The organism is Streptococcus sp. HMSC072G04 (assembly GCF_001813295.1).
Classification (GTDB): domain Bacteria; phylum Bacillota; class Bacilli; order Lactobacillales; family Streptococcaceae; genus Streptococcus.
The window spans coordinates 64,892-91,487 of the sequence record NZ_KV812046.1 but is presented as its reverse complement, the minus strand read 5'-3'; the positions used below and the strand labels follow the sequence as shown (position 1 = coordinate 91,487).

24 protein-coding genes are annotated in these 26,596 nt (G+C 42.8%); 20 read left to right on the top strand and 4 right to left on the bottom strand.

Annotation, left to right across the window (positions count from 1 at the left end; genetic code table 11):
* Positions 1-68 precede the first annotated feature (68 nt).
* On the bottom strand, positions 69-782 hold the full coding sequence (rsmG, locus tag HMPREF2904_RS10400) for a 16S rRNA (guanine(527)-N(7))-methyltransferase RsmG (protein WP_070662607.1): 714 nt from the start codon (positions 780-782) through the stop codon (positions 69-71).
* 70 nt (positions 783-852) lie between these two features.
* Between rsmG and HMPREF2904_RS10395 the strand changes: the two genes are divergently transcribed.
* Both HMPREF2904_RS10395 and htpX read left to right on the top strand, forming a co-directional pair.
* Positions 853-1,413: a LemA family protein gene (locus HMPREF2904_RS10395; RefSeq protein ID WP_023918932.1), complete on the top strand. Its 561-nt coding sequence runs from the start codon at positions 853-855 to the stop codon at positions 1,411-1,413.
* Position 1,414: 1 nt separating this feature from the next.
* Positions 1,415-2,311: a zinc metalloprotease HtpX gene (gene htpX, locus HMPREF2904_RS10390; RefSeq protein ID WP_003017370.1), complete on the top strand. Its 897-nt coding sequence runs from the start codon at positions 1,415-1,417 to the stop codon at positions 2,309-2,311.
* 25 nt (positions 2,312-2,336) lie between these two features.
* Here htpX and HMPREF2904_RS10385 read toward each other — a convergent pair whose 3' ends face one another.
* The 3 genes from HMPREF2904_RS10385 to HMPREF2904_RS10380 all read right to left on the bottom strand — a co-directional run bounded on the left by HMPREF2904_RS10385 (position 2,337) and on the right by HMPREF2904_RS10380 (position 4,852).
* A complete protein-coding gene (locus HMPREF2904_RS10385) occupies positions 2,337-3,554 on the bottom strand; it encodes an MFS transporter (RefSeq protein WP_070662604.1) in 1,218 nt (405 codons plus the stop codon).
* The gene (locus tag HMPREF2904_RS11795) at positions 3,551-3,727 is read right to left on the bottom strand and encodes a hypothetical protein (RefSeq protein WP_164978897.1); all 177 of its coding nucleotides are present in this window, start codon (positions 3,725-3,727) and stop codon (positions 3,551-3,553) included. Before HMPREF2904_RS11795 ends, HMPREF2904_RS10385 begins: the two co-directional genes overlap by 4 nt.
* Before the next feature lie 264 nt (positions 3,728-3,991).
* The gene (locus HMPREF2904_RS10380; protein ID WP_070662601.1) at positions 3,992-4,852 is read right to left on the bottom strand and encodes a helix-turn-helix domain-containing protein; all 861 of its coding nucleotides are present in this window, start codon (positions 4,850-4,852) and stop codon (positions 3,992-3,994) included.
* A 204-nt stretch (positions 4,853-5,056) separates the two neighbouring features.
* Between HMPREF2904_RS10380 and HMPREF2904_RS10375 the strand changes: the two genes are divergently transcribed.
* The 18 genes from HMPREF2904_RS10375 to greA all read left to right on the top strand — a co-directional run bounded on the left by HMPREF2904_RS10375 (position 5,057) and on the right by greA (position 26,484).
* Entirely contained in the window at positions 5,057-5,596 is a 540-nt protein-coding gene (locus HMPREF2904_RS10375) for a YceD family protein (protein ID WP_003005275.1), read from the top strand.
* A gap of 124 nt (positions 5,597-5,720) precedes the next feature.
* Positions 5,721-7,199 (top strand): flotillin family protein, encoded by a 1,479-nt coding sequence (locus HMPREF2904_RS10370; RefSeq protein ID WP_003005145.1) that lies wholly within the window; start codon positions 5,721-5,723, stop codon positions 7,197-7,199.
* 169 nt (positions 7,200-7,368) lie between these two features.
* Positions 7,369-8,793 (top strand): NADP-dependent phosphogluconate dehydrogenase, encoded by a 1,425-nt coding sequence (gndA, locus tag HMPREF2904_RS10365; protein WP_070662597.1) that lies wholly within the window; start codon positions 7,369-7,371, stop codon positions 8,791-8,793.
* A 9-nt stretch (positions 8,794-8,802) separates the two neighbouring features.
* Entirely contained in the window at positions 8,803-9,501 is a 699-nt protein-coding gene (locus HMPREF2904_RS10360) for a response regulator transcription factor (protein WP_070662594.1), read from the top strand.
* A 235-nt stretch (positions 9,502-9,736) separates the two neighbouring features.
* Complete coding sequence (locus HMPREF2904_RS10355; protein ID WP_070662591.1) at positions 9,737-11,929, top strand: PTS transporter subunit IIBC; 2,193 nt, start codon at positions 9,737-9,739, stop codon at positions 11,927-11,929.
* Positions 11,930-12,014: 85 nt separating this feature from the next.
* Positions 12,015-12,827: an endonuclease/exonuclease/phosphatase family protein gene (locus HMPREF2904_RS10350; RefSeq protein ID WP_070662588.1), complete on the top strand. Its 813-nt coding sequence runs from the start codon at positions 12,015-12,017 to the stop codon at positions 12,825-12,827.
* Positions 12,828-12,991: 164 nt separating this feature from the next.
* A complete protein-coding gene (gene nrdR / locus HMPREF2904_RS10345) occupies positions 12,992-13,465 on the top strand; it encodes a transcriptional regulator NrdR (protein ID WP_003005476.1) in 474 nt (157 codons plus the stop codon).
* A complete protein-coding gene (locus HMPREF2904_RS10340) occupies positions 13,466-14,644 on the top strand; it encodes a replication initiation and membrane attachment family protein (protein ID WP_070662584.1) in 1,179 nt (392 codons plus the stop codon).
* The gene (gene dnaI, locus HMPREF2904_RS10335; RefSeq protein ID WP_003008404.1) at positions 14,645-15,544 is read left to right on the top strand and encodes a primosomal protein DnaI; all 900 of its coding nucleotides are present in this window, start codon (positions 14,645-14,647) and stop codon (positions 15,542-15,544) included.
* Positions 15,541-16,254, top strand: a complete 714-nt coding sequence (locus tag HMPREF2904_RS10330) for a nitroreductase family protein (protein WP_070662580.1) — start codon at positions 15,541-15,543, stop codon at positions 16,252-16,254. The genes dnaI and HMPREF2904_RS10330 overlap by 4 nt, the downstream gene beginning before the upstream one ends.
* 57 nt (positions 16,255-16,311) lie before the next feature.
* Entirely contained in the window at positions 16,312-17,622 is a 1,311-nt protein-coding gene (gene der / locus HMPREF2904_RS10325) for a ribosome biogenesis GTPase Der (protein WP_031575509.1), read from the top strand.
* Positions 17,623-18,186: 564 nt separating this feature from the next.
* The gene (locus HMPREF2904_RS10320) at positions 18,187-21,285 is read left to right on the top strand and encodes a pilus expression-regulating Snf2 family helicase (protein ID WP_070662577.1); all 3,099 of its coding nucleotides are present in this window, start codon (positions 18,187-18,189) and stop codon (positions 21,283-21,285) included.
* 55 nt (positions 21,286-21,340) lie between these two features.
* Complete coding sequence (locus HMPREF2904_RS10315; protein WP_070662573.1) at positions 21,341-21,991, top strand: divisome accessory protein ZapJ; 651 nt, start codon at positions 21,341-21,343, stop codon at positions 21,989-21,991.
* Positions 21,992-22,000: 9 nt separating this feature from the next.
* Positions 22,001-23,335 (top strand): UDP-N-acetylmuramate--L-alanine ligase, encoded by a 1,335-nt coding sequence (gene murC / locus HMPREF2904_RS10310; protein ID WP_070662570.1) that lies wholly within the window; start codon positions 22,001-22,003, stop codon positions 23,333-23,335.
* Positions 23,336-23,416: 81 nt separating this feature from the next.
* Positions 23,417-23,833 carry a GNAT family N-acetyltransferase gene (locus tag HMPREF2904_RS10305; protein ID WP_070662567.1) on the top strand — a complete coding sequence of 139 codons (417 nt, stop codon included), beginning with the start codon at positions 23,417-23,419 and terminating at the stop codon, positions 23,831-23,833.
* A 12-nt stretch (positions 23,834-23,845) separates the two neighbouring features.
* Entirely contained in the window at positions 23,846-24,355 is a 510-nt protein-coding gene (locus HMPREF2904_RS10300; protein WP_176744630.1) for a GNAT family N-acetyltransferase, read from the top strand.
* A 71-nt stretch (positions 24,356-24,426) separates the two neighbouring features.
* Positions 24,427-25,944: an endolytic transglycosylase MltG gene (gene mltG / locus HMPREF2904_RS10295; RefSeq protein WP_176744629.1), complete on the top strand. Its 1,518-nt coding sequence runs from the start codon at positions 24,427-24,429 to the stop codon at positions 25,942-25,944.
* 57 nt (positions 25,945-26,001) lie between these two features.
* Positions 26,002-26,484 (top strand): transcription elongation factor GreA, encoded by a 483-nt coding sequence (greA, locus tag HMPREF2904_RS10290; RefSeq protein ID WP_003005389.1) that lies wholly within the window; start codon positions 26,002-26,004, stop codon positions 26,482-26,484.
* Positions 26,485-26,596 lie beyond the last annotated feature (112 nt).

Here is a 26,596-nt window from a genome sequence, read left to right as displayed (position 1 = left end):
AATTGAGAGGCTAGGACTTTTGTCCCAGCCTTTTATTTGACGTTATCCGCTTGGCCCTTTGTATCTTACTACAATGGCCGCTTATTGGGCATACCTGCTTTTCTTGGATATTTATTGGGGGTTTCTTTTTTCTTTTCGACAAGAGTGATATAGCGTGGATCCCCATTTGGCAATTCATATTGTAGATTGTCTTCAACCTTGCTAAAGAGCAGATTGAGGGCATTTTTGGCTTCTTCCAACTCTTCTGGAGCATTGCTGGCCTTGAGAGCAAGAAGCCGTCCTCCTACTTTCAGATAAGGGATGGTCAGTTCAGAGAGGACTTGCATGCGGGCAACGGCGCGGGCAGTTACAATATCAAATTGGGCACGAAAAGCCTTGTCTTGCGCAAAGTCTTCTGCACGTCCATGGTAGAAATGAACTTCGCTCAAACCTAACTCTTCAGCCAGTAAGTGGAGAAAATTGATCCGCTTATTGAGGGAATCAATGATGGTGACATCCAGCTCAGGGAATAGGATCTTCATTGGTAGGCTGGGAAAGCCAGCACCAGCTCCGATATCCAAGAGACGGATGGGTTGATTTTCGATCAAACCTTGTAAAATGGGTGCGATAGAGTCATAAAAATGCTTGAGATAGACTTCGTCTTTTTCGGTGATGGCAGTGAGATTAATCTTTTCATTCCATTCAACGAGGAGCTCAAAATAGCGTTCGTATTGCTCTTTTTGGCGATCAGTTAATGGGAAGCCGAGATTGGCTAAACGGACATAAAATTCTTCTGGTTTCATGCTTTTATTTTACCACAAAATAAGGGAAATTTGATATACTGGTAGAAAGAAATGAAAGGAATTCAATAAAATGATTTGGATTATTCTTGGGATCATTGTGGTCCTTGTGTTGATTGTAGTAGGAGTTTACAACGGTTTGGTGAAAAGCCGCATGCAAACTCGTGAAGCATGGAGTCAAATTGATGTGCAATTGAAACGTCGGAATGACTTGATTCCAAACTTGATCGAAACCGTTAAAGGCTATGCCAAGTACGAAGGAGATACACTAGCAAAAGTGACTCAACTTCGCCAACAAGTAGCGCAAGCTTCTTCACCTGCAGAAGCAATGGCAGCCAGTGATGCTCTTTCACGCCAAGTAGCAGGCATCTTTGCGGTGGCTGAAAATTACCCAGACTTGAAAGCCAACACCAACTTCATGCAATTGCAAGAAGAATTGACTAACACAGAAAACAAAATTTCTTATGCTCGTCAATTGTACAATAGTGTCACAAGCAATTACAATGTCAAGTTGGAAACTTTCCCAACAAACGTAATTGCTGGAATGTTCGGCTTCAGACAAGCTGAATTCCTTCAAGTGCCTGAAGAAGAAAAAGCAGTACCAAAGGTGGACTTTAGCGGATTAGGAGACTAATATGCTCTTTGACCAAATTGCAAGCAATAAAAGGAGAACCTGGATTCTCCTTATTGCTTTTTTCATACTCTTAGCTCTTATCGGAGCAGCCGTTGGTTACCTCTGGTTAGGCTCCTCCCTTGGTGGCGTCATCCTAGCTTTGATTATTGGTGGTATCTATGCCTTTAGCATGATTTTCCAATCCACCGAAGTTGTCATGCGGATGAATGGGGCGCGTGAAGTGACGGAAGAGCAAGCCCCTCAGCTCTACCATATTGTACAAGATATGGCTATGGTAGCTCAGATCCCCATGCCTCGGGTCTATATTGTGGATGATCCTTCGATGAATGCATTTGCGACAGGGTCTAATCCTCAAAATGCTGCTGTTGCAGCAACGACAGGTCTTCTAGCTGTGATGAACCGTGAGGAATTGGAGGGAGTTATCGGACACGAAGTCAGCCACATTCGAAATTACGATATTCGCATCTCTACGATTGCAGTTGCCCTTGCTAGTGCCATCACCATGCTTTCTAGCATTGGTGGCCGGATGATGTGGTGGGGCGGTGGCCGTAGCCGGGACGATGATCGAGAAGGTAGCGGTGGTTTGGAGATTGTTATGTTGATCCTTTCCTTGCTTGCCATCGTTTTAGCGCCATTAGCAGCGACCCTGGTACAGTTAGCCATTTCTCGTCAACGGGAGTTCCTAGCAGACGCTTCAAGTGTTGAATTGACGCGGAATCCTCAAGGGATGATCAATGCTTTGTTAAAACTAGACAATAGCGAACCCATGCAACGACATGTCGATGATGCGAGCAGTGCTCTTTTTATCAACGATCCAAAAAAAGAATCCGGTTTGCAAAAACTCTTTTATACCCACCCACCCATTGCTGAGCGGGTGGCTCGCCTAAGAAAAATGTAAAAAAATCCACCAAACGGTGGGTTTTTTATTTGGTTGTTAAGAGGAGGGTAGTGAAACCAAGGATGGCAAAGGTCCCCCAAGCTAGGGGAAGGCTCCAGATAGCTAGACTAGAAAAGAGAGCTGTCCCGAGTGGCATGGCAAAGCTGACCATCAGTCCCAAAAAGCTAGAGGTAGAAGCTAATTTTTCAGCGGGTAATTTGCTCATTAAAAGACTGGAAACTTTTGGGTTGATTTTTGCTACAAGATAACTAAGGAAAGTGATGAGTAGAAGGGAAAGAATGTCCCAGTGTACCAGGATATTTGTCAGCCCAAGCATGGTCAGCCCACCTGCGATCCACAGGAGGATATGGTGGAGCGATTGCTTGGAAAAATAGTCATGGGGTGTAAAACTAGCCCAGACCATGCTTAAAATAGTCACAGCCTCTAAGATCAAGAGGGATTGGCTAAAACTCAACTGAAAGAAGGGGGAGTGAAGCAGTTGCAAATTGTAGATACCAGAGATGGATCCCCCTAGGGCATTGATGAGAACCAATGAGAAGAGCAACTTGCCAAAGTGGTGAACCTCCTCATCTGCAAAAATACTTTTTGCGTTCTGGTACATCTCTTGGCAATCGTGTACCAAAGATTTCTTACTTTTGGGCTCAATGACGGGAGCATGTGTCAGCTGCTTTTTTCTCATCAGGAGACAAGTGGAAGACAGGAGAAAAGTCACGGCATTGATCGAAGCGACCAGGGCAAAATTTTGATGGCTGATAGCTAACAGCCAAACTCCTAGAGCTTGTCCAGAAATCGAACAGACCATGCTAAGCAGTTGGTTGAAGGAATAGGCCTCCATCAAATCCTCGTCGAGGATGTTCTTTTTCATGATGGGGAGTTGCAAGCCTCCGCGATAATCACTCAAACAATCTGAAACAATGTTTAAAAAGCAAACAATCGAAAAGGCTAGGTAACCCGGAATCTTGGTCATGAGAGCAATAAGGATGAAGAGGATGGCTTGAAGATAGCCAATGCGGATCAACCAGTTAGCTTTTTTCTTCGTGCGGTCAGCCTTCATACCAACAAAAATGGTAAAGAGGCTAGGAATAAATACAATTAGATTGGCAATGCCAACTGCCAGACTAGGCTGAGGCATGCTGGCAGCAAAGACCACAAAGACCAGATTGTAGATGGCAGCACCAAGGGTATTCAAAAAGCGAGAAAGGCTGAGTAAGGCAAAAATTTTATTACGAGCTAAGAGTTTCATAAGCCTTCCTCCTTCACGTGATCAGTTGCTAGGACTTGTTTGATAGATCGAACGATCTGTTTGAAGAGATCCAACTTCTCCTTTTCAGAGAGAGCTAGTTCCTGATCCTTCAGATAGACGCTGGTATGTGAGAGAAGAAAGCGGAGGAAGTGGTTTTTTAGTTTGGTCATCATGGGAAGAACCTTCTTTCTTTACTTGATAGTCCTATTGTAAACCTAAAAAGCAAGAAAAAATTAATGTTGCATATTTTCAACAAAAAGAGGCTGGGACAAAAGTCCTAGCCTCTCAATTATTTTTGGATTGTCGAGCAAGACGCAGTGGTTGAGTGGGCTCTACTACGCTGATTTCATCAGATTTTACAGCCCTACTCAACTGTGCGGAGGTGGGACGACGAAATCGAATTCTAACGAATTACCGATTTCTGTCCCACTCTCTTTTCAGGATTCCTTGATGAGTTCTTGCATGCTCTGTTTGTAGTAGCTAACACTATCCTTGCAATCAAGAATGGATAGGACCTGGATGGCCTGTTCCATCTTTTCAAGACCGATTTCTTTTTCTCCCTTTCGATAGAGAAATTCTCCTTTGGCGTAGAGATAAACCGTCCGAAGGTAGGCTTCGTTCTCAGAGTAAAAGTGGTCGTTAATTAGGTGGTCAAAAAAAGATGCATCTTCAAATTCATTTGAACTAATGGCGAGAAAGAAGCCATTAAGGAAAATAGAATTGATGGCAGGACGAGAGGAATCTAGGAGAAGCTTGAAATCCTCCCTTTGGACCAACTCCTCTGTGTATTGTCGATAGAGGCGACTAGAGAAAAGTGGAGAGGTCAGAGAAAACAGGTTTAATTCAAAATTTCCCCAGATTGTGACAGAGAAGAGATAATCATGGAGGAAATCCAGTTCCTCTTGGCTAGCGGTGAGCTCCACCTCAGGATAGAAGCCAAGCATTTGGGCTTTGAGAATAATGCTGGCTAAGAGGTCTTCTTTTTTGTGATGTTTCTGATAGGCTAGCTGGTAGCTTTGGTACAAGGCTTGGTCGTATTCCAAGCTCATGTTTTCATAGTGCTCTTTCAACAATTTGGGAATAAAAGAGTGCTGATCGATTCCAGCTAGATGGGAAAACTCACTGAGGCTGGTTTTGATCTGTTGAAGGGCCTGAAAAAACCGTTGCGTGGTCAGGTCATTTTCCCCTCTTTCAAATCGAGATAGCATGGAGCGTGAAAATTCGCCACCCGTAGCCTCCTCTAAAGAGATGTGGCGACTTTCACGTATTTGCCGAAAAACTGCTCCGATATCTTTCATGAATTCTCCTCTATCTAACATTGCTCAATGCCCTAGCAAGTGACCCTCTTTTGTCCAAGAGATGGTGGGACCTTGTGTACAACACCAATTGGCCTAGTTACTGTATCTTTTTTCATGATTATAACAAATTTTTGAGGAGACTTCTTGGTTGAGAGGCAGCTTCATGATATACTAGTAGTATCTAGAAGATTTGAGGACAAAAGAATGAACCTATTTACACAAGAAATCCGTAAAAATCCTGAAGGACTAGCCTTTGATCAAGAGTTGGATTTGCTCAAAGAATTGCAAAAGCGTAATCCAGAAATTCTTGATTTAAAGAATGTGACGGCGACAGGACGAGTAGCCTATGATACAGGCCTCTATGTCTTGGATTACCAGTTGAGCTATACCATCGTTTTGGCATCTAGCCGAAGCATGGAGCCTGTTGAGCTTCAAGAGAGCTATCCTGTAACAGAGGTGTTTGCGGAGGATGTACAGTCTGACGCAGATATCGAGGCCCTAGAGGAAGACTTGATCCTTCCAATCGAAGGTGGGAAGATTGACCTGAGTGAGAGTGTAGCGGATAATATTCTGCTCAATATTCCTCTCAAGGTTCTAACTCCAGAAGAAGAGGCTGGACAAGGTTTTATCGAAGGCAATGATTGGAAAATCCTATCCGAAGAAGAATACCAAGCCGCTCAAGCGATTAAGAAAGAAGAAAACAGTCCTTTCGCCGGTCTAAATGGCTTGTTTGACGAAGAATAAGCTAGAGATTGCATTTGATAAATTTAGACATAAATACAGGTCTTTTCTTTGAGGAAAGGCCTTCTTTTGATATACTAGGATTAATAAATAACAGAGGGGAGACCTCTAAAAAAGGAGAAAAAGTATGGATACTTTATTTATTCCAGGTTGGTTGATTACCGGCCTAATAGTCGCAGTTATTATTTTGATTTTGCTTGTTAAAGGTTATGTGAACGCTAAACCCAACGAAGTCGTGGTTATTACCGGTCTTCGGAAGCAACGTCACTTGCGTGGGAAAGCTGGCTTTATGATTCCCTTTGTCGAACAACGCTCTTATCTTGATATTGAGCAATTCTCGACAGATGTTCGGACGTCAGAAGCAGTCCCAACACTGGACTTCATTAACGTCCGTGCCGATGCAGCTGTTAAATTAAAAATCGGTACAACCGATGAAATGATTGCCCGGGCTGCAGAAAACTTCTTGAACTGGAATACGACAGATATTTCCAATTCTGTCCAAGATGTCTTGGAAGGAAACCTGCGGGAAGTGATCGGTCAGATGGAACTCCGTAAGATGGTCAATGACCGTCAAGAGTTTGCCTCAAAAGTGCAAGACAACGTAGCGCCAGACTTGGCTAAAATGGGTCTAGAAGTCATCGCCTTTACGGTTCAATCCTTCTCTGATGAAGGGGGAGTCATCGATAACCTCGGGATTGAAAATGTTGAAACCATTAAGAAAGATGCCTTGATTGCCAAAGCCAAAGCAGAACGCGAACGCAAGGAAGTCGAAGCAGAACAAGATAAATTGGCCAACGACAAACGCGTCGCTGCCGATCTTGAAATCGCGCAAAAACAAAACGAATTAAAACTCAAACAAGCAGCCCTCAAGCAAGAAGCAGATATTGCCCAAGCAAAAGCAGATGCCGCTAAAGGGATTGAGGCAGAAGTGCAACGTCGTGAACAAGAGCGCGTGGCAGCCGAAGCCAATATCATGAAACAGGAAAAAGAAGCGGAAGTCAAAGAGCGCGAAGTTAAGGTTCGTGAGCAAGAATTGGATGCCAACATCCGCAAACAAGCTGAAGCTGAAAAATATGCGCGTCAACAAGCTGCAGAAGCAGAATTGATTGAACGCCAACGCAAGGCGGAAGCAGAACTCTTCGAAACACAAAAAGAAGCCGAAGCTCGAAAAGCTCAAGCCGAAGCTGAGAAATTTGCCCAATTGCAAGAGGCCGAAGCTATTGAGGCTAAAGGTCGTGCCGAGGCTGAAGCCATTCGCTTGAAACTGGAAGCCGAAGCCAAAGGTTTGGACCAAAAGGCCGAAGCGATGAAGAAAATGCAAGAAGCAGCCATTACTGAAATGGTCGTTGACAAGTTGCCTGAAATTGCGCGTGCTGTCGCAGAACCATTAACCAAGGTTGATAAGATCACCATGTACGGGGAAGGCAATGCTTCTAAGATGGTGGGAGATATTATGCAAAGTATCGACCAAGTCTCTCAAGGAGCTGGATTTGATATTCGTCAATTATTAGCAGGAGCCCTTGGAGTTAATATGACGGTCAACAAACTCAAAGAAGGAGAACAACCGGTCATTGAAGCAGAGGAGTTAGCTTCTAAAGAAGATTAATACCATTCTTAAGAAAGTGTCTGAGAACTGTTTCTCGGGCATTTTTGTTTTTAAGATCAAATAACTTGCATGATCTTCTCCCTCTTAGAGAAGGTGGGAAGCTATTTTCTGCTTTCTTTTGAGGAGGAAAAATGGTAGAATAAAGGCAAACTATAAAGAGGAGTGTCACATGACTAAAGCAAACTTTGGTGTTGTTGGTATGGCCGTAATGGGTCGTAACCTTGCCCTTAATATCGAATCTCGTGGCTACACAGTTGCCATTTTTAACCGTAGTAAAGAAAAAACAGAAGATGTGATTGCTTGCCATCCTGATAAAAACTTTGTGCCAAGCTATGATGTCGAAAGCTTCGTAAACTCTATCGAAAAACCACGTCGTATCATGCTCATGGTTCAAGCAGGACCTGGTACAGACGCAACCATCCAAGCCCTTCTTCCACACTTGGACAAAGGTGATATCTTGATCGATGGAGGAAATACTTTCTATAAAGATACCATCCGTCGTAATGAAGAATTGGCGAACTCAGGAATCAACTTTATTGGTACTGGTGTATCTGGTGGGGAAAAAGGTGCCCTTGAAGGTCCTTCTATCATGCCTGGTGGACAAAAAGAAGCATATGACTTGGTAGCTGACGTTCTTGAAGAAATCTCTGCAAAAGCGCCTGAAGATGGAAAACCATGTGTGACTTACATCGGTCCTGATGGAGCTGGTCACTACGTGAAAATGGTCCACAACGGGATCGAGTACGGGGATATGCAATTGATCGCAGAAAGCTATGACCTCATGCAACACTTGCTTGGCCTTTCTGCAGAAGACATGGCTGAAATCTTCACTGAATGGAACAAGGGTGAATTGGACAGCTACTTGATTGAAATCACAGCTGATATCTTGAAACGCAAAGACGATGAAGGTCAAGATGGACCAATCGTAGACTACATCTTGGACGCTGCAGGAAACAAAGGAACTGGTAAATGGACTAGCCAATCAGCGCTTGACCTTGGTGTGCCATTGTCACTCATCACTGAGTCAGTATTTGCTCGTTACATCTCTGCCTACAAAGAAGAACGTGTACACGCTAGCAAGGTTCTTCCAAAACCAGCTGCATTCAAATTTGAAGGAGACAAGGCTGAGTTGATCGAAAAAATTCGTCAAGCCCTTTACTTCTCAAAAATCATCTCTTACGCACAAGGTTTTGCGCAATTGCGTGTTGCTTCTAAAGAAAACAACTGGAACTTGCCATTTGCGGACATCGCATCTATCTGGCGCGATGGATGTATCATCCGTTCTCGTTTCTTGCAAAAGATCACAGAAGCTTACAACCGCGATGCAGATCTTGCTAACCTTCTATTGGGTGAGTACTTCTTGGATGTCACTGCTAAGTACCAACAATCAGTTCGTGACATTGTAGCTCTTGCTGTTCAAGCAGGTGTACCTGTACCAACCTTCTCAGCAGCCATCACTTACTTTGATAGCTACCGTTCAGCGGACCTTCCAGCGAACTTGATCCAAGCACAACGTGACTACTTTGGTGCTCACACATACCAACGTAAAGACAAAGAAGGTACCTTCCACTATTCTTGGTACGACGAAAAATAATCTTGCTCTATGGTCAAACGAGTTCTACTAGTAGAAAATGAGAAGCAAATCGCGCGCTTCATTGATTTGGAACTTCAAAAAGAAGGGTATCAAGTTGATGTGGTCGAGGATGGAAAAGCGGGTCTGGCATTGATTGCTGCGACCAAATATGATCTGATCTTGTTTAATTACGATTTGTCAGATATGCCTGGTGAAACATTCGCAGAGGAAATCAGTCGGATTCGCCCAGCTTCTGTTTTGATTGTTTTGGATAGCCGCGAAAAAATTGCTGAGCACAAAGAGAGTATTCAGCGCTTTGCCGTTTCCTATATGGTCAAACCCTTTATTATCAGCGATTTGGTAGATAAGATCACAGCCATTTTTAGAGGACGTGATTATATTGACCAACATTGTAGCCAGATGAAAATCCCAACATCATACCGCAATTTGCGCATTGATGTGGAACACCATACCGTCTATCGTGGGAAAGACATGATTAGTTTGACCCGCAGGGAGTATGATCTCTTAGCGACTCTGATGGGAAGCAAAGGGGTGGTGACACGAGATCAGTTATTGGAGAGTGTCTGGAAGTACGAGAGTACAGGTGAGACTAATATTGTTGACGTTTATATCCGTTATCTCCGTGGGAAAATTGATCTACCCGGTCAAAAAAGCTATATTAAGACCGTTCGTGGGATTGGCTATGCCATGCAAGACGCATTAGAATAAAATATTCGAACCCTTAGAGGGTTCGAATATTTTTATACCCAAAGGGAAACGTTTGCGTTTGGAAAGGATGGGTTTTAAAAAGGATTTGGCTTAAAAAAGACAAAAAAAGAAAAAATTTGGAGAAAAAATGAATGTAAGGCTTTACAAATTTTTAAAATGTGGTATACTAGAAACAAATTAAGCGCAAACGTTTTCTTAAAAACAAAAGCCTTAAACAATATAAGGAGGTTGAATGATGAATAAAGGATCATTCAAAAGTTTATTTAGCTTTGAATTCTGGCAAAAGTTCGGTAAGGCCTTGATGGTCGTTATCGCTGTCATGCCAGCTGCTGGGTTGATGATTTCAATCGGGAAATCAATCCCTATGATCAACCCGAATTTATCTCCACTTGTTATTACAGGTGGGATTCTCGAACAAATCGGTTGGGGGGTTATCGGTAACCTTCACATCCTGTTTGCACTCGCTATCGGTGGTAGCTGGGCCAAAGAGCGTGCTGGGGGTGCCTTTGCGGCTGGTCTCTCTTTCATCTTGATTAACCGTATTACAGGTGCGGTTTTTGGAGTTACATCTGCAATGTTGGCTGATAAGGATGCTACCGTTCACACGATCTTAGGTGGATCAATTAAAGTTGCAGACTACTTCATTAGTGTCCTTGAAGCACCGGCACTTAATATGGGGGTGTTTGTAGGGATTATCTCAGGTTTTGTTGGAGCAACTGCCTTCAATAAATACTATAACTACCGTAAACTTCCAGAAGCCCTTTCTTTCTTTAACGGGAAGCGCTTTGTCCCATTCGTTGTTATCGTTCGTTCAGCTATTACAGCCTTGGTTTTGGCAGCCTTGTGGCCAGTAGTTCAATCAGGAATTAATGGTTTCGGTGTCTGGATCGCCAACTCACAATCAACAGCTCCAGTTTTGGCACCATTCTTGTTTGGTACCTTGGAACGTCTTCTCTTGCCATTTGGTCTTCACCACATGTTGACCATTCCAATCAACTATACTCAATTGGGTGGTAGCTACCAAGTTCTTACAGGTGCTGCCAAAGGAACAACTGTATTTGGACAAGATCCACTTTGGTTAGCTTGGGTAACAGACCTTGTTAACTTGAAGAAAGCAGATCCTAGCCAATACCAACACTTGCTTCATGCGTACACACCAGCTCGTTTCAAAGTTGGTCAAATGATTGGATCATTTGGTATCTTGATGGGGGTTGTAGTTGCTATCTATCGCAATGTGGACCCAGATAAGAAAGAAAAATACAAAGGGATGCTTTTTGCAACTGCCCTTGCTACATTCTTGACAGGTGTTACTGAACCAATTGAATACATGTTCATGTTCATTGCAACACCTTTATACCTAATCTATGCCTTTGTTCAAGGAGCGGCCTTTGCAATGGCTGACTTGGTTCACCTTCGTGTTCACTCATTCGGTTCGATCGAATTCTTGACCCGTACCCCATTGGCCATCAATGCTGGCTTGGCACTAGATGTCTTTAACTTTGTATGGGTAACAGTTCTCTTTGCCTTTATCATGTACTTCATTGCTAACTTCATGATTAAGAAATTCAATTATGCAACTCCAGGACGTAACGGTAACTATGAACAAAATGATGATGCCCCTGCAGGAGATGGTGCAGCAACAGGTGCTGCTACAAGCTCAGCAAGCTCACAAGTCATTAACATCATCAACCTTCTTGGTGGACGTGCCAATATCGTAGACGTTGACGCATGTATGACTCGTCTTCGTGTAACCGTTAAGGACGCTGAAAAAGTCGGAACAGAAGAACAATGGAAAGCTGAAGGCGCTATGGGTCTTGTCATGAAAGGACAAGGTGTCCAAGCGATCTACGGACCTAAAGCTGACGTATTGAAATCTGATATCCAAGACGTTCTTGATTCAGGTGAAGTCATTCCTGAAACACTTCCTAGCCAAATGACAGCAGTTCAAAAAGCTGAAGCAACCTTTAAAGGGGTAACTGATGAAGTGCATTCTGTTGCAGATGGTGAAGTGATTAACATCGAAGATGTGAAAGATCCTGTATTCTCACAAAAAATGATGGGAGACGGATTTGCAGTTGAGCCTGAAAATGGCCACATCGTTTCACCAGTTGCTGGTAAAGTTACTAGTGTCTTCCCAACCAAACATGCCCTTGGTTTGGTAACAGATAATGGTTTGGAAGTCTTGGTTCACATCGGTCTAGATACTGTTAGTCTTGAAGGAAAACCATTTGAGGTTAAAGTTTCTGAAGGTCAAACAGTGGCTGCTGGAGACCTCTTGGTGGAAGCAGACCTTGATGCAATCCGTGCAGCTGGTCGTGAAACTTCAACAATTGTTGTCTTCACAAATGCAGATGCGATTAAATCCGTTAAGGTCGAACATACTGGTAAATTGGCTGCAAATGCGCCAGTTGCAACAGTAGAATTATAAGATACGTCGGCAAAGAAAATGAGGTTGGGGCAGTGCACCCGGCCTCTTGCCGTTTCTTGATTTGGAGAGAAGGAGAAATCAGGGGATGAAATTTTTAACATTAAATTCCCATAGTTGGATGGAAGAGAATGCTCAGCAAAAATTTGAAACCCTCAAGGAACAAATTTTGGAAGCGCAATATGATGTGATCTGTTTCCAAGAGGTCAATCAAGAAATGGGCTCAGAAGCAGTAGAAACAGATGAGTATTATCAAGCTTTGCCATCATCTGTAGCGATTCACAAGGATCACTTTGTTCGCGTATTGGTAGAAGAGTTAGCTGCTCATGGACTCCACTATTATTGGACTTGGGCCTACAACCATATTGGCTATGATCACCTCAATGAGGGTGTGGCCGTTCTTTCGCGTCAACCCTTGAAGGCGGATGAGATTTTGGTATCCAATATGGATGATCCAACGGACTACCATACTCGTCGAGTAGCCGTTGCCCATACAAGTGTAGATGGCAAAGAGATTGCTGTTGCCAGCGTCCATCTTTCTTGGTGGGACAAAGGTTTCCAATTTGAGTGGCCACGCATTGAGAACTACTTCAGCCAAGTAGGCAAACCTTTTATTCTAGCTGGTGATTTCAATAATCCTGCTGGTCAAGAAGGGTATGAAACGATTCTATCCAGTTCGCTAAAACTTCAAGATAGTTTTATCGAAGCCAAAGAAACAAAGGGGACTTATACTGTAGGACCTGGAATCGATGGCTGGACGGATAATCAAGTTCCATTGCGAATCGATTACGTCTTTGCAAGTCCAGAATGGGACATCCAGCGTCTACATGTCATTTTTGATGATCAAAACAAACCCCATGTCAGTGATCACTATGGCTTAGAAGCTGAATTATCACTTTAATATAAATGGAGAGTCGAAAGGAAAACGATTTTATTCAATCGTCCTTCGACTCTTTTTTATGGATCAATGAGGAGCAAGCATAGGGGATTCTCCTGTTCTTCTGCTTTCTTTACGATTCAATTTATGGTAAAATGAAGTGTTAAAACAGTTTAAGGAGATAGCAAATGCGTTGTCCAAAATGTGGTGGAAGTAAGTCTAGTGTGGTGGATAGTCGACAAGCTGAAGATGGGAATACCATCCGTCGTCGCAGGGAATGCGAAGAGTGCCATTATCGCTTTACTACCTACGAACGAGTGGAAGAGCGGACTCTAGTGGTCGTCAAAAAGGATGGGACACGCGAGCAATTTTCTCGTGATAAAATCTTTAATGGTATTATCCGCTCAGCTCAAAAACGGCCTGTTTCTAGTGACGAAATCGAAGAAATTGTAAACCGGATCGAGCAAAAGGTTCGCAGCCAAAGTGATAATGAAATCAACAGTGAATATATTGGTTCGTTGGTCATGGATGAGTTAGCAGATCTAGATGAGATCACCTATGTCCGTTTTGCTAGTGTTTACCGGAGTTTCAAGGATGTCGGTGAGTTAGAAACCCTCTTGAAACAAATTACGAAGGGAACCAAGAAGAAAAAGGAAAAATAGATGAAGCCCAATACGCCTTTCGCATTTTTAAAAAATAATCTTCTTCCACCGGCAGGGGCTGCATTGGAGCAGTATTACCTGCCTATTTTGGAGACGGAAACGGTAGCAGTTTATCGTTATCTGCTGGCCTCTTATGATCAGGGTGAAAAACAATATTTACTTGCTCAAATCCTCAATCACTTGAATATAGGATTTCCACAGTTGCTACTAGCCTTTGATCGCTTAATTGCTATGGGGTTGATGGATCTCTATGAGGAAGAAGTTGGGATCGCCATCCAATTACATGCTCCTCTTGCCTCAGAACAATTTTTTTCGAATGCTGTTTTTAAACGCTTGCTTGAAAAAAAGATTGGGGAAAAGGCCGTGGAGGATTTGCTCCCAGCACGCTCTTTAGGGACTAGACGGCAAGTTTCCTTCTCGCAAGTCTTTGGACTAGATGCTGGGGAGACGACCGTTCTTCCAAGTAAGAAACAGCAGTTTGATATGGAGATGTTTAAGCGAATGATGGGGCGTGATGGACTTCGTTTTGCGGATGAAGGAGAAGCAACCTTAGCCCTCTTTGCCATCGCAGAAGAACAACAATGGACCTGGTATGAAACCTATCTTTTAGCCAAAGAAACGGCTGTAGACCGGATTGTCTCTCCAAAGAGAATGAAGCAAAAGTTGGCTCAGGCGAGCCAAGAGCAACCACGCATGTCCTATAGCCGTCAGGAAGAAACCATTCTGAGGGAAGCTAAGGCAAAATCCAGCCTACAATTTCTAGCAGAGATTAAGAAGGCGCGCAATGCGACCATTACGCAGAGCGAACGCAAGACTTTATCCAAGTTAGCTGATCTAGGCTTATTAGATGAGGTGATCAATATCATCTTATTGTTGACCTTTAATAAGACCCAGTCTGCTAATCTCAATGAAAAGTATGCTTTGAAGGTAGGAAATGATTTTTCTTATCAAGGGGTCAACAGTGCAGAACTGGCGATTTTAAAAGTTCGAGAACGCCAGGAACAAGCTAAGGCTCAAGGAAACAAGGGAACGAGTCCTACATCAGCCAAGAGCAAGCACAGCAATGTTCCCAAGTGGAGCCAACCAAACTATCAAAATCAAACCAGTCAAGCAGAAAAGGTGGATCTTGCTAAAGAGAAACAACGCCTGTTAGAAAAACTGAATCAAGGAGGTGAGTAGATGGAAAGTGTAGGTCAAACTATGTCTCACATGAACCGTGCGCGTCAATTTAACTATGAGGATTTGGTCGCACAGATCTTGGCAGACCAAGAAGTTGCTGCCTTTATCAAGGACCAGTCTTTGTCTGAACAAGAAATTCGACGGAGTATTTCAAAATTTAATCAATACATTAGTGAACGCAACCGTTTCTTATTGGGAGATCCAGATTATATTGCCAAAGGTTATAAGCCCATCCTCACCATGAATGAAGGCTATGCGGATGTCGCTTATGAGGAAACACCAGAGTTAATCGAAGCCCAAAAACGAGCTGCGATCAACCAACGTCTCAACTTGATCAATCTTCCTTCAACCTTGAAAGAAGCGAGTCTAGCCAAGGTAGAACTCGATGATAAGGGGCGATTTGAGGCCTTTGAAGAATTAGCCAATTTTGTGGCCAACTATCCTGAATATCAAAAGGGGATCTACCTCTATGGTGATTTTGGAGTAGGAAAGAGCTACATGATGGCAGCTTTGGCTCATGATTTATCCGAAAAACGCCAGGCCTCTACTACCCTACTTCATTTCCCAAGCTTTGCGATCGATGTCAAAAATGCCATTAGTTCAGGCTTGGTTAAAGAAACCGTCGATCAGGTGAAAAAAGCCGAAATTTTAATTCTGGATGATATCGGTGCGGAACAGATGTCAGCCTGGGTGCGAGATGAAATCTTACAGGTGATTTTGCAGCACCGAATGCAGGAAAATCTCCCAACCTTCTTTACTTCTAACTTTAATTTTGAAGAGTTGGAACGTCATTTTGCAGCTTCGCGTAATGGAGATGAAACCTGGCAGGCCAAACGTGTCATGGAGCGCGTGAAATTTTTAGCCAAGGAAATCCATCTGGAAGGAGTCAATCGCCGATGAATGAAACCATCCGTTTAATGAAATCTCATTTTTCTGTTCGCCGTTTTAAGGAAGAAGCCATCAAAGAAGCTGACCTCAAGGAAATTTTATCAGCTGGGCAGATGGCATCAAGTTGGAAAAACTTTCAGTCTTATTCTGTGATTGTGGTCAAAAGCAAGGAAAAGAAAGAAGCTCTTTACGACTTGCTTCCTCAAGAAGCGATTCGCCAATCAGCCGTCTTTCTCCTCTTTGTTGGGGATTTAAACCGCGCTGGAAAAGCTGTCAAACTTCATGAGCAGGATTTCCATCCTGAAGGGGTGGACAACTTACTGATCACCTCAGTGGATGCGGCTCTAGCAGCTCAAAACACGCTATTAGCAGCTGAAAGTCTCGGCTATGGTGGAGTGATTATCGGCATGTTGCGCTACTGTTCAGAAGAAGTCGCAGAACTCTTCTGTCTGCCAGACTATACCTATCCTGTTTTTGGGATTGCTCTCGGAGTACCCAACCAGCAACATGCAGTGAAACCACGCTTGCCATTGGAGCAGGTTGCTTTTGAAGAAGAATACCAAGAACAAGACCTATCAGTTGTGACTGCCTATGACAAGGTTCAGGCAGATTATGCTGGAGCGCGTGCAACAGACAGCTGGAGCGAGCGTCTTGCAGCTCAATTTGGTCAACCTGAACAAGAAGAGACCAAAAAACTACTAGAAAAACACAAACTATTATGAAATGGAGAGAGGCGTTCTTGAACCGAGGTCTCGCCTTTCATTAGAAAAGAGGAAATCATGGCCCTACCAACTATTGCGATTGTAGGCCGTCCCAATGTCGGAAAATCTACACTCTTTAACCGGATTGCCGGTGAGCGGATTTCCATCGTTGAGGATGTAGAAGGAGTCACTCGTGACCGCATTTATGCAACAGCTGAGTGGTTGAATCGAAAATTTAGTATCATTGATACGGGGGGAATTGATGACGTAGATGCCCCATTTATGGAGCAAATCAAGCATCAGGCAGAAATTGCTATGGACGAAGCAGATGTGATCGTCTTTGTCGTTTCTGGGAAAGAAGGGATCACGGATGCGGATGAATATGTCACTCGTATCTTGTATAAGACCCATAAACCGGTGATTCTTGCAGTCAACAAGGTGGATAACCCAGAGATGCGCAATGATATCTATGACTTTTATGCCTTAGGACTGGGTGAGCCATTACCGGTATCCTCTGTCCACGGGATCGGAACTGGGGATGTGCTCGATGCCATCATCGAAAATCTTCCAAATGACACAGAAGAAGAAAATCCAGATATCATTAAATTTAGCTTGATTGGTCGTCCAAATGTTGGAAAATCCAGCTTGATCAATGCGATCCTGGGAGAAGATCGGGTCATCGCAAGCCCTGTTGCTGGAACCACACGGGATGCCATCGATACCCATTTTACCGATGCAGATGGCCAAGAATTTACCATGATCGATACAGCTGGTATGCGCAAATCTGGTAAAATCTATGAAAATACTGAGAAATATTCTGTCATGCGTGCCATGCGTGCCATCGACCGTTCAGATGTGGTTTTGATGGTCATTAATGCCGAAGAAGGGATTCGGGAGTATGACAAGCGGATCGCTGGCTTTGCTCATGAAGCTGGTAAAGGCATGATCATTGTTGTCAACAAATGGGATACCATTGAAAAAGACAACCATACCATGAAGCAGTGGGAAGATGACATTCGCGATCAATTCCAATACCTTTCTTATGCGCCGATTGTTTTTGTCTCTGCCTTAACCAAACAACGCTTGCACAAGTTGCCAGAGATGATCAAACAGATCAGTGAGAGTCAAAATACACGGATTCCTTCAGCTGTCTTGAACGATGTGATTATGGATGCCATTGCCATTAATCCAACGCCGACCGACAAAGGAAAACGTCTCAAGATCTTCTATGCGACACAAGTGGCAACCAAGCCGCCAACTTTTGTGGTCTTTGTTAATGAAGAAGAACTGATGCACTTCTCATACCTCCGTTTCTTGGAGAACCAAATTCGCAAGGCCTTTGTTTTTGAAGGAACTCCAATCCATTTGATTGCGCGAAAACGGAAGTAGGGAATACAAGACAAATGGATCAAAGTGGAGAAGGATATTTCAAATGATAAAACGCTCATTCTTCCAACTATGAAAACAACTAAAAGTAGCGCATAAGCGTTGCTTTTTTTAATAAGCTGGTAAAATGAAGTGGAGGATAGTCAGATGCGTAGTATCATGGTCCGGATATTCTTTATGCCTTATGCTTTTTTTAAGGATGAGTAGAGTAAACTCATGAAGATCATGAGAGCTTTAGGTTTGTGTACTTATTATTTAAAATCTATCTGTATCTCTTGTTTCTCGGTTCGATCGTAAGCTTGGAGCTCTTGATCTTATTGTTGGGGATTTTATTAAAAAATAAGATCGTGTTTTTTCTTTTCTCTATGAGCAATCGGGATTTTGCTATTCCCTTTGTTTAGCTATTTGATCAAACAGTTAACAGATAAATATTAGGGATAGCTGTTTGAACTGAGAGTGTTACGAAATCAGGAAAAAACGGGCTAAAATCCTTTCAAGATGATAAGTATTTTTTCTAATTTTTGCTTAAATATGGTATAATAAAGGGATTAATCTAAGGTGGTAAACATGGCAAAATTAATTCCTGGGAAGGTTCGTTCACAAGGGAGCCTTCTCTATGAAGCTGGGAAGGTTTCCCTTCAGGAAGTAAAAGAAAAATACCTATATTTTCGGGTGGAAGAAGAAAGCTTGCGGTACAGTTTGGACGACGATGCTGTTTTTTGTAGCTGTGCTTTCTTTCAAAAGAAAAAATTCTGTACGCATCTGGCAGCTGTGGAAGCTTTTTTGAAGAATGATGACAGTGGGAAAGCAGCCCTTGCAAGCCTTGAAGAAGACGCCACGGCGACTGAAGAAACGCAGGAGAAGGTCTCTTTTGGAAGTTTGTTTTTAGACCAGGTCCTTCCAAAAATCGAAAAGAAAGCAACACGCTATGTCTTATCAGCAGTCGGGCAGGAGGATGAATACTCTGGTCAATTCTTGTGGACCCTTCGCATTCGTCGCTTGCCAGACGAGCGTTCTTATGTGATCAGAGATGTACTAGCCTTTTTGCAGACCCTTCAGAAAGAAGGCCACTTTGCAATTGGCAAAAGTTACTATGAACCTATTTCTTACTTAGAATTTGATGGGCCTAGTCAGGATGTGATCAATTTCCTACAAGGCTTGGTCATAGATAGTGGCTCGAAAGAGCAAGATTTCTTTCCCAATGCTGGACGCCATCTTTATTTTCCACCGACTCTCTTTGAAGAAGCTGTAGAATTATTGATGAATTTGGATTCCTTCCTCTTGCAATATAGCTTGTATGATTTTTCTGAAGTTTATTTTCAGGATGTCCATGGGGAGGAAGATCTTTTTCATTTTCAGGTGGAAGACCATGGTGATTTTTACGAATTGATCATTACTGAGCCACAAGTGAAGGTTGTCGAGTCTGCTGTTTACCTGTTTCGAAATGGTGTCTTCTATCACCTGACGCCCCAACAGCGAACCCTATGGAAGGCTATCCAAGATCTTCCAATGGATCAGGATCGCAAAAAACGCCTGCATTTTGATCCAACGGATCAGACTAAACTATCCTATAGTTTAAAAGAGTTCAAAAAACTGGGACAAATTACAGCACCAACCAGCTTTTTAATCCACGATTTCACTCCAGAATTTCATTTTGATCTAGCACAGGACCAGACCGTTTTACTAGATGTGGTCTTTCAATACCAGGATCGTGTGGTGACCACGCGTGAGGAACTTCTCAATCTTCCTTATTCTAGTGATTTCGATAAGGAGCAAGAAGTCTTTTCAACCATGCTAGCAGCAGGTTTTACGGATGATTTTTCTTCCCAAAGAAGTCCTTTATCAAGTGAGCAAATCTATCCATTCTTTCACCAACAGATCCCGACTTTTGAAGCCTTAGGAGAGGTTACCCTCTCTGATAGCCTTTTAGATCTTTATCAAGTGGAGCGTCCAAAAATTGATGTTAAAACCAATGGCAGTCTACTGGAGATCGGTTTTGACTTTGAAAGTGTGGATCCAGCCGAAGTGGACCAGGTCCTCAAAGCTCTAGTAGGGCAAAAAGACTATTTTGTCAGCCATACAGGGAAAGTTCTTGTCTTTGATGAAGAAACCAAGAAGATCAGTCGAGCCTTAGCAGATCTGCGGGCGAAAATGAGCAAGGGTGGGAAACTACAAGCCCGCCGGATTGCCGCTTATCAGTTATCTGATTTGTTGGCAGATCAAGACAATGTTCATTTTTCAGAAGAATTTCGAAATTTAGCTCATGATTTGACTCATCCAGAAGACTTCCAACTCCCTCAGATGACAATCCAAGCGACCCTAAGGGATTACCAAGAAACAGGGGTCAAATGGTTCTCCATGTTAAATCATTATGGTTTTGGTGGTATTTTAGCGGATGATATGGGGCTTGGGAAAACCCTGCAGACTATTTCCTTCTTGACCAGTGTTGCAAAAAAAGAAACTAAAATCTTGATTCTAGCTCCATCTAGTCTCATCTACAATTGGAAACAAGAATTTTCAAAATTCGCTCCTCAGATGGAAGTGGCAGTCGTCTATGGTCTCAAGCAGCACCGAGATGAACTCATTGCAACCAATCCACAGGTGGTTATCACTAGTTACGCTTCTTTCCGTCAAGATGTGGAGGAATACCAGAAGAATCAGTATGAGTACTTGATTCTAGATGAAGCCCAGGTCATGAAAAATGCCCAAACCAAGATTGCCCAACACTTACGTGGCTTTGAGGTTCCGCATGTGTTTGCCTTATCTGGGACACCGATTGAAAATCATGTGGGTGAACTCTGGTCCATTTTCCAAATTGTCCTTCCAGGGCTCTTCCCAGCTAAAAAAGAATTTCAAAAATTGAGTCCTGAGACCATTGCGCGATTTGTCAAACCTTTTGTCATGAGACGGAAAAAAGATGAAGTGCTCCAAGAATTGCCGGACTTGATTGAAACAACCTACCACAATGAGTTGGATGAAAGCCAAAAAACGATCTATTTGGCTCAATTAAAACAAATTCAAGATCGGGTTCGAAGCTCTAGCGAGGAAGAACTAAATCGGAGTAAGGTGGAAATTCTCTCGGGTCTCATGCGCCTTCGCCAAATCTGTGATACCCCCGCCCTCTTTATGGAAGACTATCAGGGAGATAGTGGGAAATTGGAGAGCCTTCGAGATCTTTTGGGTCAAATCAAGGATGGCGAACACCGGGTTTTGATCTTCTCTCAATTTAGAGGCATGCTGGATATCCTAGAGCAGGAAATTGACCAGCTTGGCATGACCTCCTTTAAAATCACAGGTTCTACTCCCGCTAAAGATCGACAAGAAATGACCAATGCTTTTAATGCAGGTGAGCGCCATGCTTTTCTCATTTCTCTGAAGGCTGGAGGGGTTGGATTGAACCTCACTGGTGCCGATACGGTCATCTTAGTTGATTTGTGGTGGAATCCTGCAGTGGAAGACCAGGCTATTGGACGTGCCCATCGAATGGGACAGGAACAAAATGTTGAAGTTTACCGCATGATTACTCGGGGTACGATCGAAGAAAAAATCCAAGAACTACAAGCTTCCAAAAGACACTTGGTCTCAACGATTTTAGACGGAACGGAAACACGATCTAGTTTATCGGTTGAGGAAATTCGTGAGATTCTTGGAATTCAGTCAGAATAGCTTGAAAAATTCTGTGAATAGTTTATAATTAATGGAGTGTCGAAAGGAAGAAAGCATGACAGAAAAATATTTTCCTCAAGTAGGGGATAATGAGTTGATGTTAACAGAGATGCCCCACATGAACCTGTATGATGAAACAGACTTGATTAGTAACATTACAGGCGACTATGTGGATAAAAATTATTTGGAATGGCAACCGATTGCTGAAAATACCAAACCTAAGCACCCTTACCATCAACCACTAGAAGAGCCCCTACCGAAAAGACGGCCAGTAAGAAAACCTGATTTTAAAGAGCCGATTGATAAAAAAAGCCCTGCCAATCGTTATGCAGAGGATGCGAGAGAGCGTGCGCGTGAGGATCTGAAAAAGAAACGCACAGCACCCTATCTGACAACGGATCCAGCAGCTACTACAAGTAAGCGGAAAAAACCGTTTATTTCAGAACGGAAACCTGGTCAGCCAACAGCTCCCTTTCAAAAGGAAAACCCAGGCGAATTATTGAAATATAGCAAACGATTGCGACAAGATCAATTGATCCTTGCAGAGTTCGAATCTGCAGGAGAACCAGAAGTGGCAGAACCGACTGAAAAGAAAAACAATTATGATTTCTTAAAGACTAGCCAAATATACAATAAAGATCAGCACAAGTTGAAACCACAGCCGATCAAGCAAGAATTGGATTTAACCCATCTAGATCAAGAATAAGGAGAAAACATGTCTAATACATACCATTTTATTGGAATTAAAGGAGCAGGGATGAGTGCTTTAGCCCTCATGCTTCACCAAATGGGACATACGGTTCAAGGGTCAGATGTTGAGAAGTATTACTTTACGCAACGTGGCTTGGAACAAGCAGGAATTCAAATTTATCCATTTGATGTGAAAAATTTGGAAGGCGACAGGATCCTCATTGCCGGGAATGCTTTCCGTCCAGATAACAATGTGGAAATCGCTTATGCAGATGAACATGGCCTAACCTATAAACGCTACCATGAATTCCTTGGTGAATTTATGCGTGACTTCGTCAGCATGGGAGTTGCCGGAGCACACGGAAAAACCTCAACAACAGGGATGCTTTCGCATGTCTTATCAAATATCACTGATACCAGTTATTTGATTGGTGACGGGACAGGTCGTGGCTCTGCAGCAGCCAAATACTTTGTCTTTGAATCAGATGAGTATGAACGCCACTTTATGCCTTACCATCCTGAATACAGCATCATCACCAATATTGACTTCGACCATCCAGACTATTTCACGAGCTTGGAAGATGTCTTTAATGCCTTTAACGATTATGCCAAACAAATCAGCAAAGGCCTCTTCATCTACGGAGAAGACAAAGAATTGCGTCGGATTACCTCATCAGCACCAATTTATTACTATGGTTTTGATAAGGAGACCAACGATTTCGTGGCAAGCAACTTGCTTCGCTCAACGACAGGTTCAACCTTCAACGTTCATTTCCGTGGACAAGACTTAGGGCAATTCCATATCCCAACATTTGGTCGTCACAACATCATGAATGCCACAGCTGTCATTGGCTTGCTTTACATTGCAGGATTTGACTTAGATTTAGTCCGCGAGCATTTGAAGACCTTTGCTGGCGTGAAACGTCGCTTCACTGAAAAAGTAGTCAATGGAACAGTGATCATCGATGACTTTGCGCATCATCCAACGGAAATTATTGCAACTTTGGATGCGGCCCGTCAAAAATACCCAAGTAAAGAGATTGTGGCTATTTTCCAACCACATACCTTTACACGGACCATTGCCTTGTTGGATGAATTTGCTGAAGCCTTGAATCAAGCAGATGCTGTTTACTTGGCACAGATCTATGGTTCTGCACGGGAAGTCGATCACGGCGATGTGAAAGTTGAAGATTTGGAAGCAAAAATTGTCAAACGTTCAGCGATTATTACAGCTGAGAATGTTTCTCCTCTTCTTGACCATGAAAATGCGGTCTATGTCTTTATGGGAGCAGGAGATATTCAAACCTATGAATACTCATTTGAGCGTTTATTATCTAGTTTGACACATAGTGTACAATAAGAGATGATTGAGTCTGGAATCGATTGGTTCCAGACTCAAATTTATCTGTCCACTGAAGGAGTATGAGATGAGGAAAGCAGGATGATAATTCGATCAGTCACCCCAGCTGATCAAGAACAGTTGCTGTTGCTAGAAGAAGAACTTCATGACAATGAAGGAAAGGAGCACAGAGCCACTCTTGAGGAAGCGCTAGGTTCGAAGGAAGCCATTTCTTTGCTTGCAGAGCAGGCGGGGGATATTGTGGCTTATTTATTAGCGACTGAAGACCAGCCTTTAAAAGGAAACCTAATCGTATTGCGATTAGCAGTGAGACCAGCCTTTCAAGGTCAAGGCTATGGTTCTATTTTGATCGCTGCTTTAAAGGATATAGCTGTTCAAAAGGAAAATAAAGCCATTTGGATCGATTGCCCAGAAGACTTACTATCTTATTTTGCCCAGCAAGGATTTCGAGATGAAGCTGAGTCTGATCGAGGTGTCCATATGGTTTGGAAACGATAGAAGGAATAAATGATGAAAGAAAAGATTCACATTAGACAGGCAAAGCTGAAGGATTTGGATGCCATCGAGCGCATTGAGCTTGAGAATTTCTCAGAAGAAGAAACGATTGCGCGTGAGATTTTAAAAGATCACATTGAAAAGATTCAAACGACTTTTCTTGTAGCAGAGTGCCAAGGTCAGATTTTAGGCTACTTAGAAGGACCTGTTAGAACGGAGCGCTATTTGATCGATTCCTCTTTTTCGGAGGTTGAAGATCTAAGCCATCTAGGACAGGGTTTTATTTCCATTACGAGTCTATCCATTGCCAAAGAAGCCCAAGGACTTGGAGTGGGAACCCTCTTGCTTGAAGCCATGAAAGAGATTGCGATTAAGGAGGGCCGTCAAGGGATCAATTTGACCTGTCATGATTATTTGATTCCTTATTACGAAAAGCAAGGATTTACTAATGAAGGTCTTTCAGAATCCCAATATGCGGGTGAAGTTTGGTACAATCTGGTCTGGGAAAACGAAAACCTTGATTAAATAGGTATTTTGAAGAAGAAGGGTGATTTGTATTGCTTTTCTAAATCTTTTAAGATATAATATTAAGGATTATGATGAGGGAGGTCAATTATTTGACTGATAAATCACAAGACAGTGAGAAGTTATTAAGCTTCAAAGAGCAGATCCTCAGAGACTTAGAAGAGGCCAATGAGCAACTTCTAAAGATCGAAAAAGAGAATGATCTACCTGATCGAAGCATTGAAACCCCTTCTTCACTGAAAGAGGAGGAAGAAGCAACACCACCTCCAAAAGTAGAAGAATCTGCGTCGGCTCCCAAAGAAGAACCAGTGGAGCCGGTAAAGGCGACTCCTGCTGTGGAAGAAAAGAGTGAGCTTACAAAGCCTGCTAAAAAAGAACCAAGTCAGGAACCGGTGGAGGAAAGCTTATCGCGCTCTTCTCGTAACCAGCGCCAACAAAAACAAAAGAAACAAAATAAAATCGCTAAACGAATTGTGCGGACAGTGGTCAGCCTTTTGTTGATTGTGATCGTGGCTACAGGGATCTTTGCTGTGACCTATATCCATTCAGCTGTCAAGCCGATGGATAAAAATGCAACAGAATTCGTAACGGTTGAGATTCCAGCAGGTTCAAGTAATCGTGAGATTGGCGCGATCCTTGAGAAAAAAGGACTCGTGAAAAATGGTCAGTTCTTTAACTACTATACCAAGTTCAAGAACTATAGCAATTTCAAATCCGGTTATTTCAACCTTCAAAAGAGCATGGATCTAGAAACCATCATCCAAAAACTGCAGGAAGAGGGAACCAAAACTCCTCAGGCTCCAGTTCTTGGAAAGGTCACGATTCCAGAAGGCTATACGATTGATCAGATTGCGACGGCTATCACCGCCGATGTCTCCACTAAGAAGGCAGGCAAGACTCCATTCAAGAAAGAAGATTTCTTGAAGGCTGTCCAAGACGATGCCTTTATTGAGAAGATGGTGGCCAAATATCCTAAGCTCTTAGCTAACCTACCAACTAAGGATTCTGGTGTTCGCTACCGTTTAGAAGGTTATCTCTTCCCAGCTACTTATAACTATGGGAAAGATACCACAGTGAAAGAGATGATCGATCAGATGCTTGCGGCAATGGATCAAAACTTAACCCCATACTATGAAACGCTTGAGAGCAAGAACATCAATGTAAACGAAGTATTGACTCTTGCTTCCTTGGTTGAAAAAGAAGGGGCGACGGATCAGGACCGCAAAGATATCGCGAGTGTCTTCTATAACCGCTTGAACCAAGACATGCCTTTGCAAAGTAATATTGCAATTCTTTATGCAGAAGGTAAACTTGGTCAAAAAACGACCTTAAAAGAAGATGCAACGATCGATACAGAGCTGGATTCCCCTTATAATATTTATAAGAATACTGGCTTGATGCCTGGCCCAGTGGATAACCCTGGAGTATCAGCGATCGAAGCGGCGGTGAACCCAAGTAAGACCGATTACTTGTATTTTGTCGCAAATGTCGAAAATGGTGAAGTTTTCTTCGCTAAGACATATGAAGAACACAATAAAAATGTTGAAGAACACGTCAATAGTAAATTGACACAAGCAAGTTCAAACTAGAAAAAGCATGTGGCGCGTCCACAGCTTTTTCATTCAAATAATAGAAAGAGAAGAATAATGGCAGAAAAAACATACCCAATGACCCTAGCAGAAAAAGAAAAATTGGAACAAGAATTAGAAGAATTGAAATTGGTCCGTCGACCTGAAGTGGTGGAACGGATTAAGATCGCTCGTTCGTATGGTGACCTCTCAGAAAACTCTGAGTACGAAGCAGCAAAAGATGAACAAGCTTTTGTGGAAGGTCAAATCTCTAGCTTGGAAACAAAAATCCGTTATGCGGAAATCGTCGATAGTGATGCTGTTGCAGTAGACGAAGTTGCGATCGGAAAAACCGTTACAGTTCAAGAAGTTGGCGAAACAGATGAAGAAGTATACAGCATCGTTGGTTCAGCAGGGGCAGATGCCTTTGCAGGAAAGATCTCTAACGAAAGCCCAATCGGTCACGCTTTGATTGGTAAGAAGACAGGTGACGTTGTCACTGTTGAGACACCAGCTGGAAGCTACCAAGTGAAAATTTTGAACGTAGAAAAAACAGCGTAACTATAAAATGCAGGCTCTCCTAGAGGGCCTGTTTCAGATTAAAGACAAAGTTCTCTTAGAAACTTTCCTTAAGTGAGTATGGACGTCAGCGAACTTCTACGAAGTTCCATGA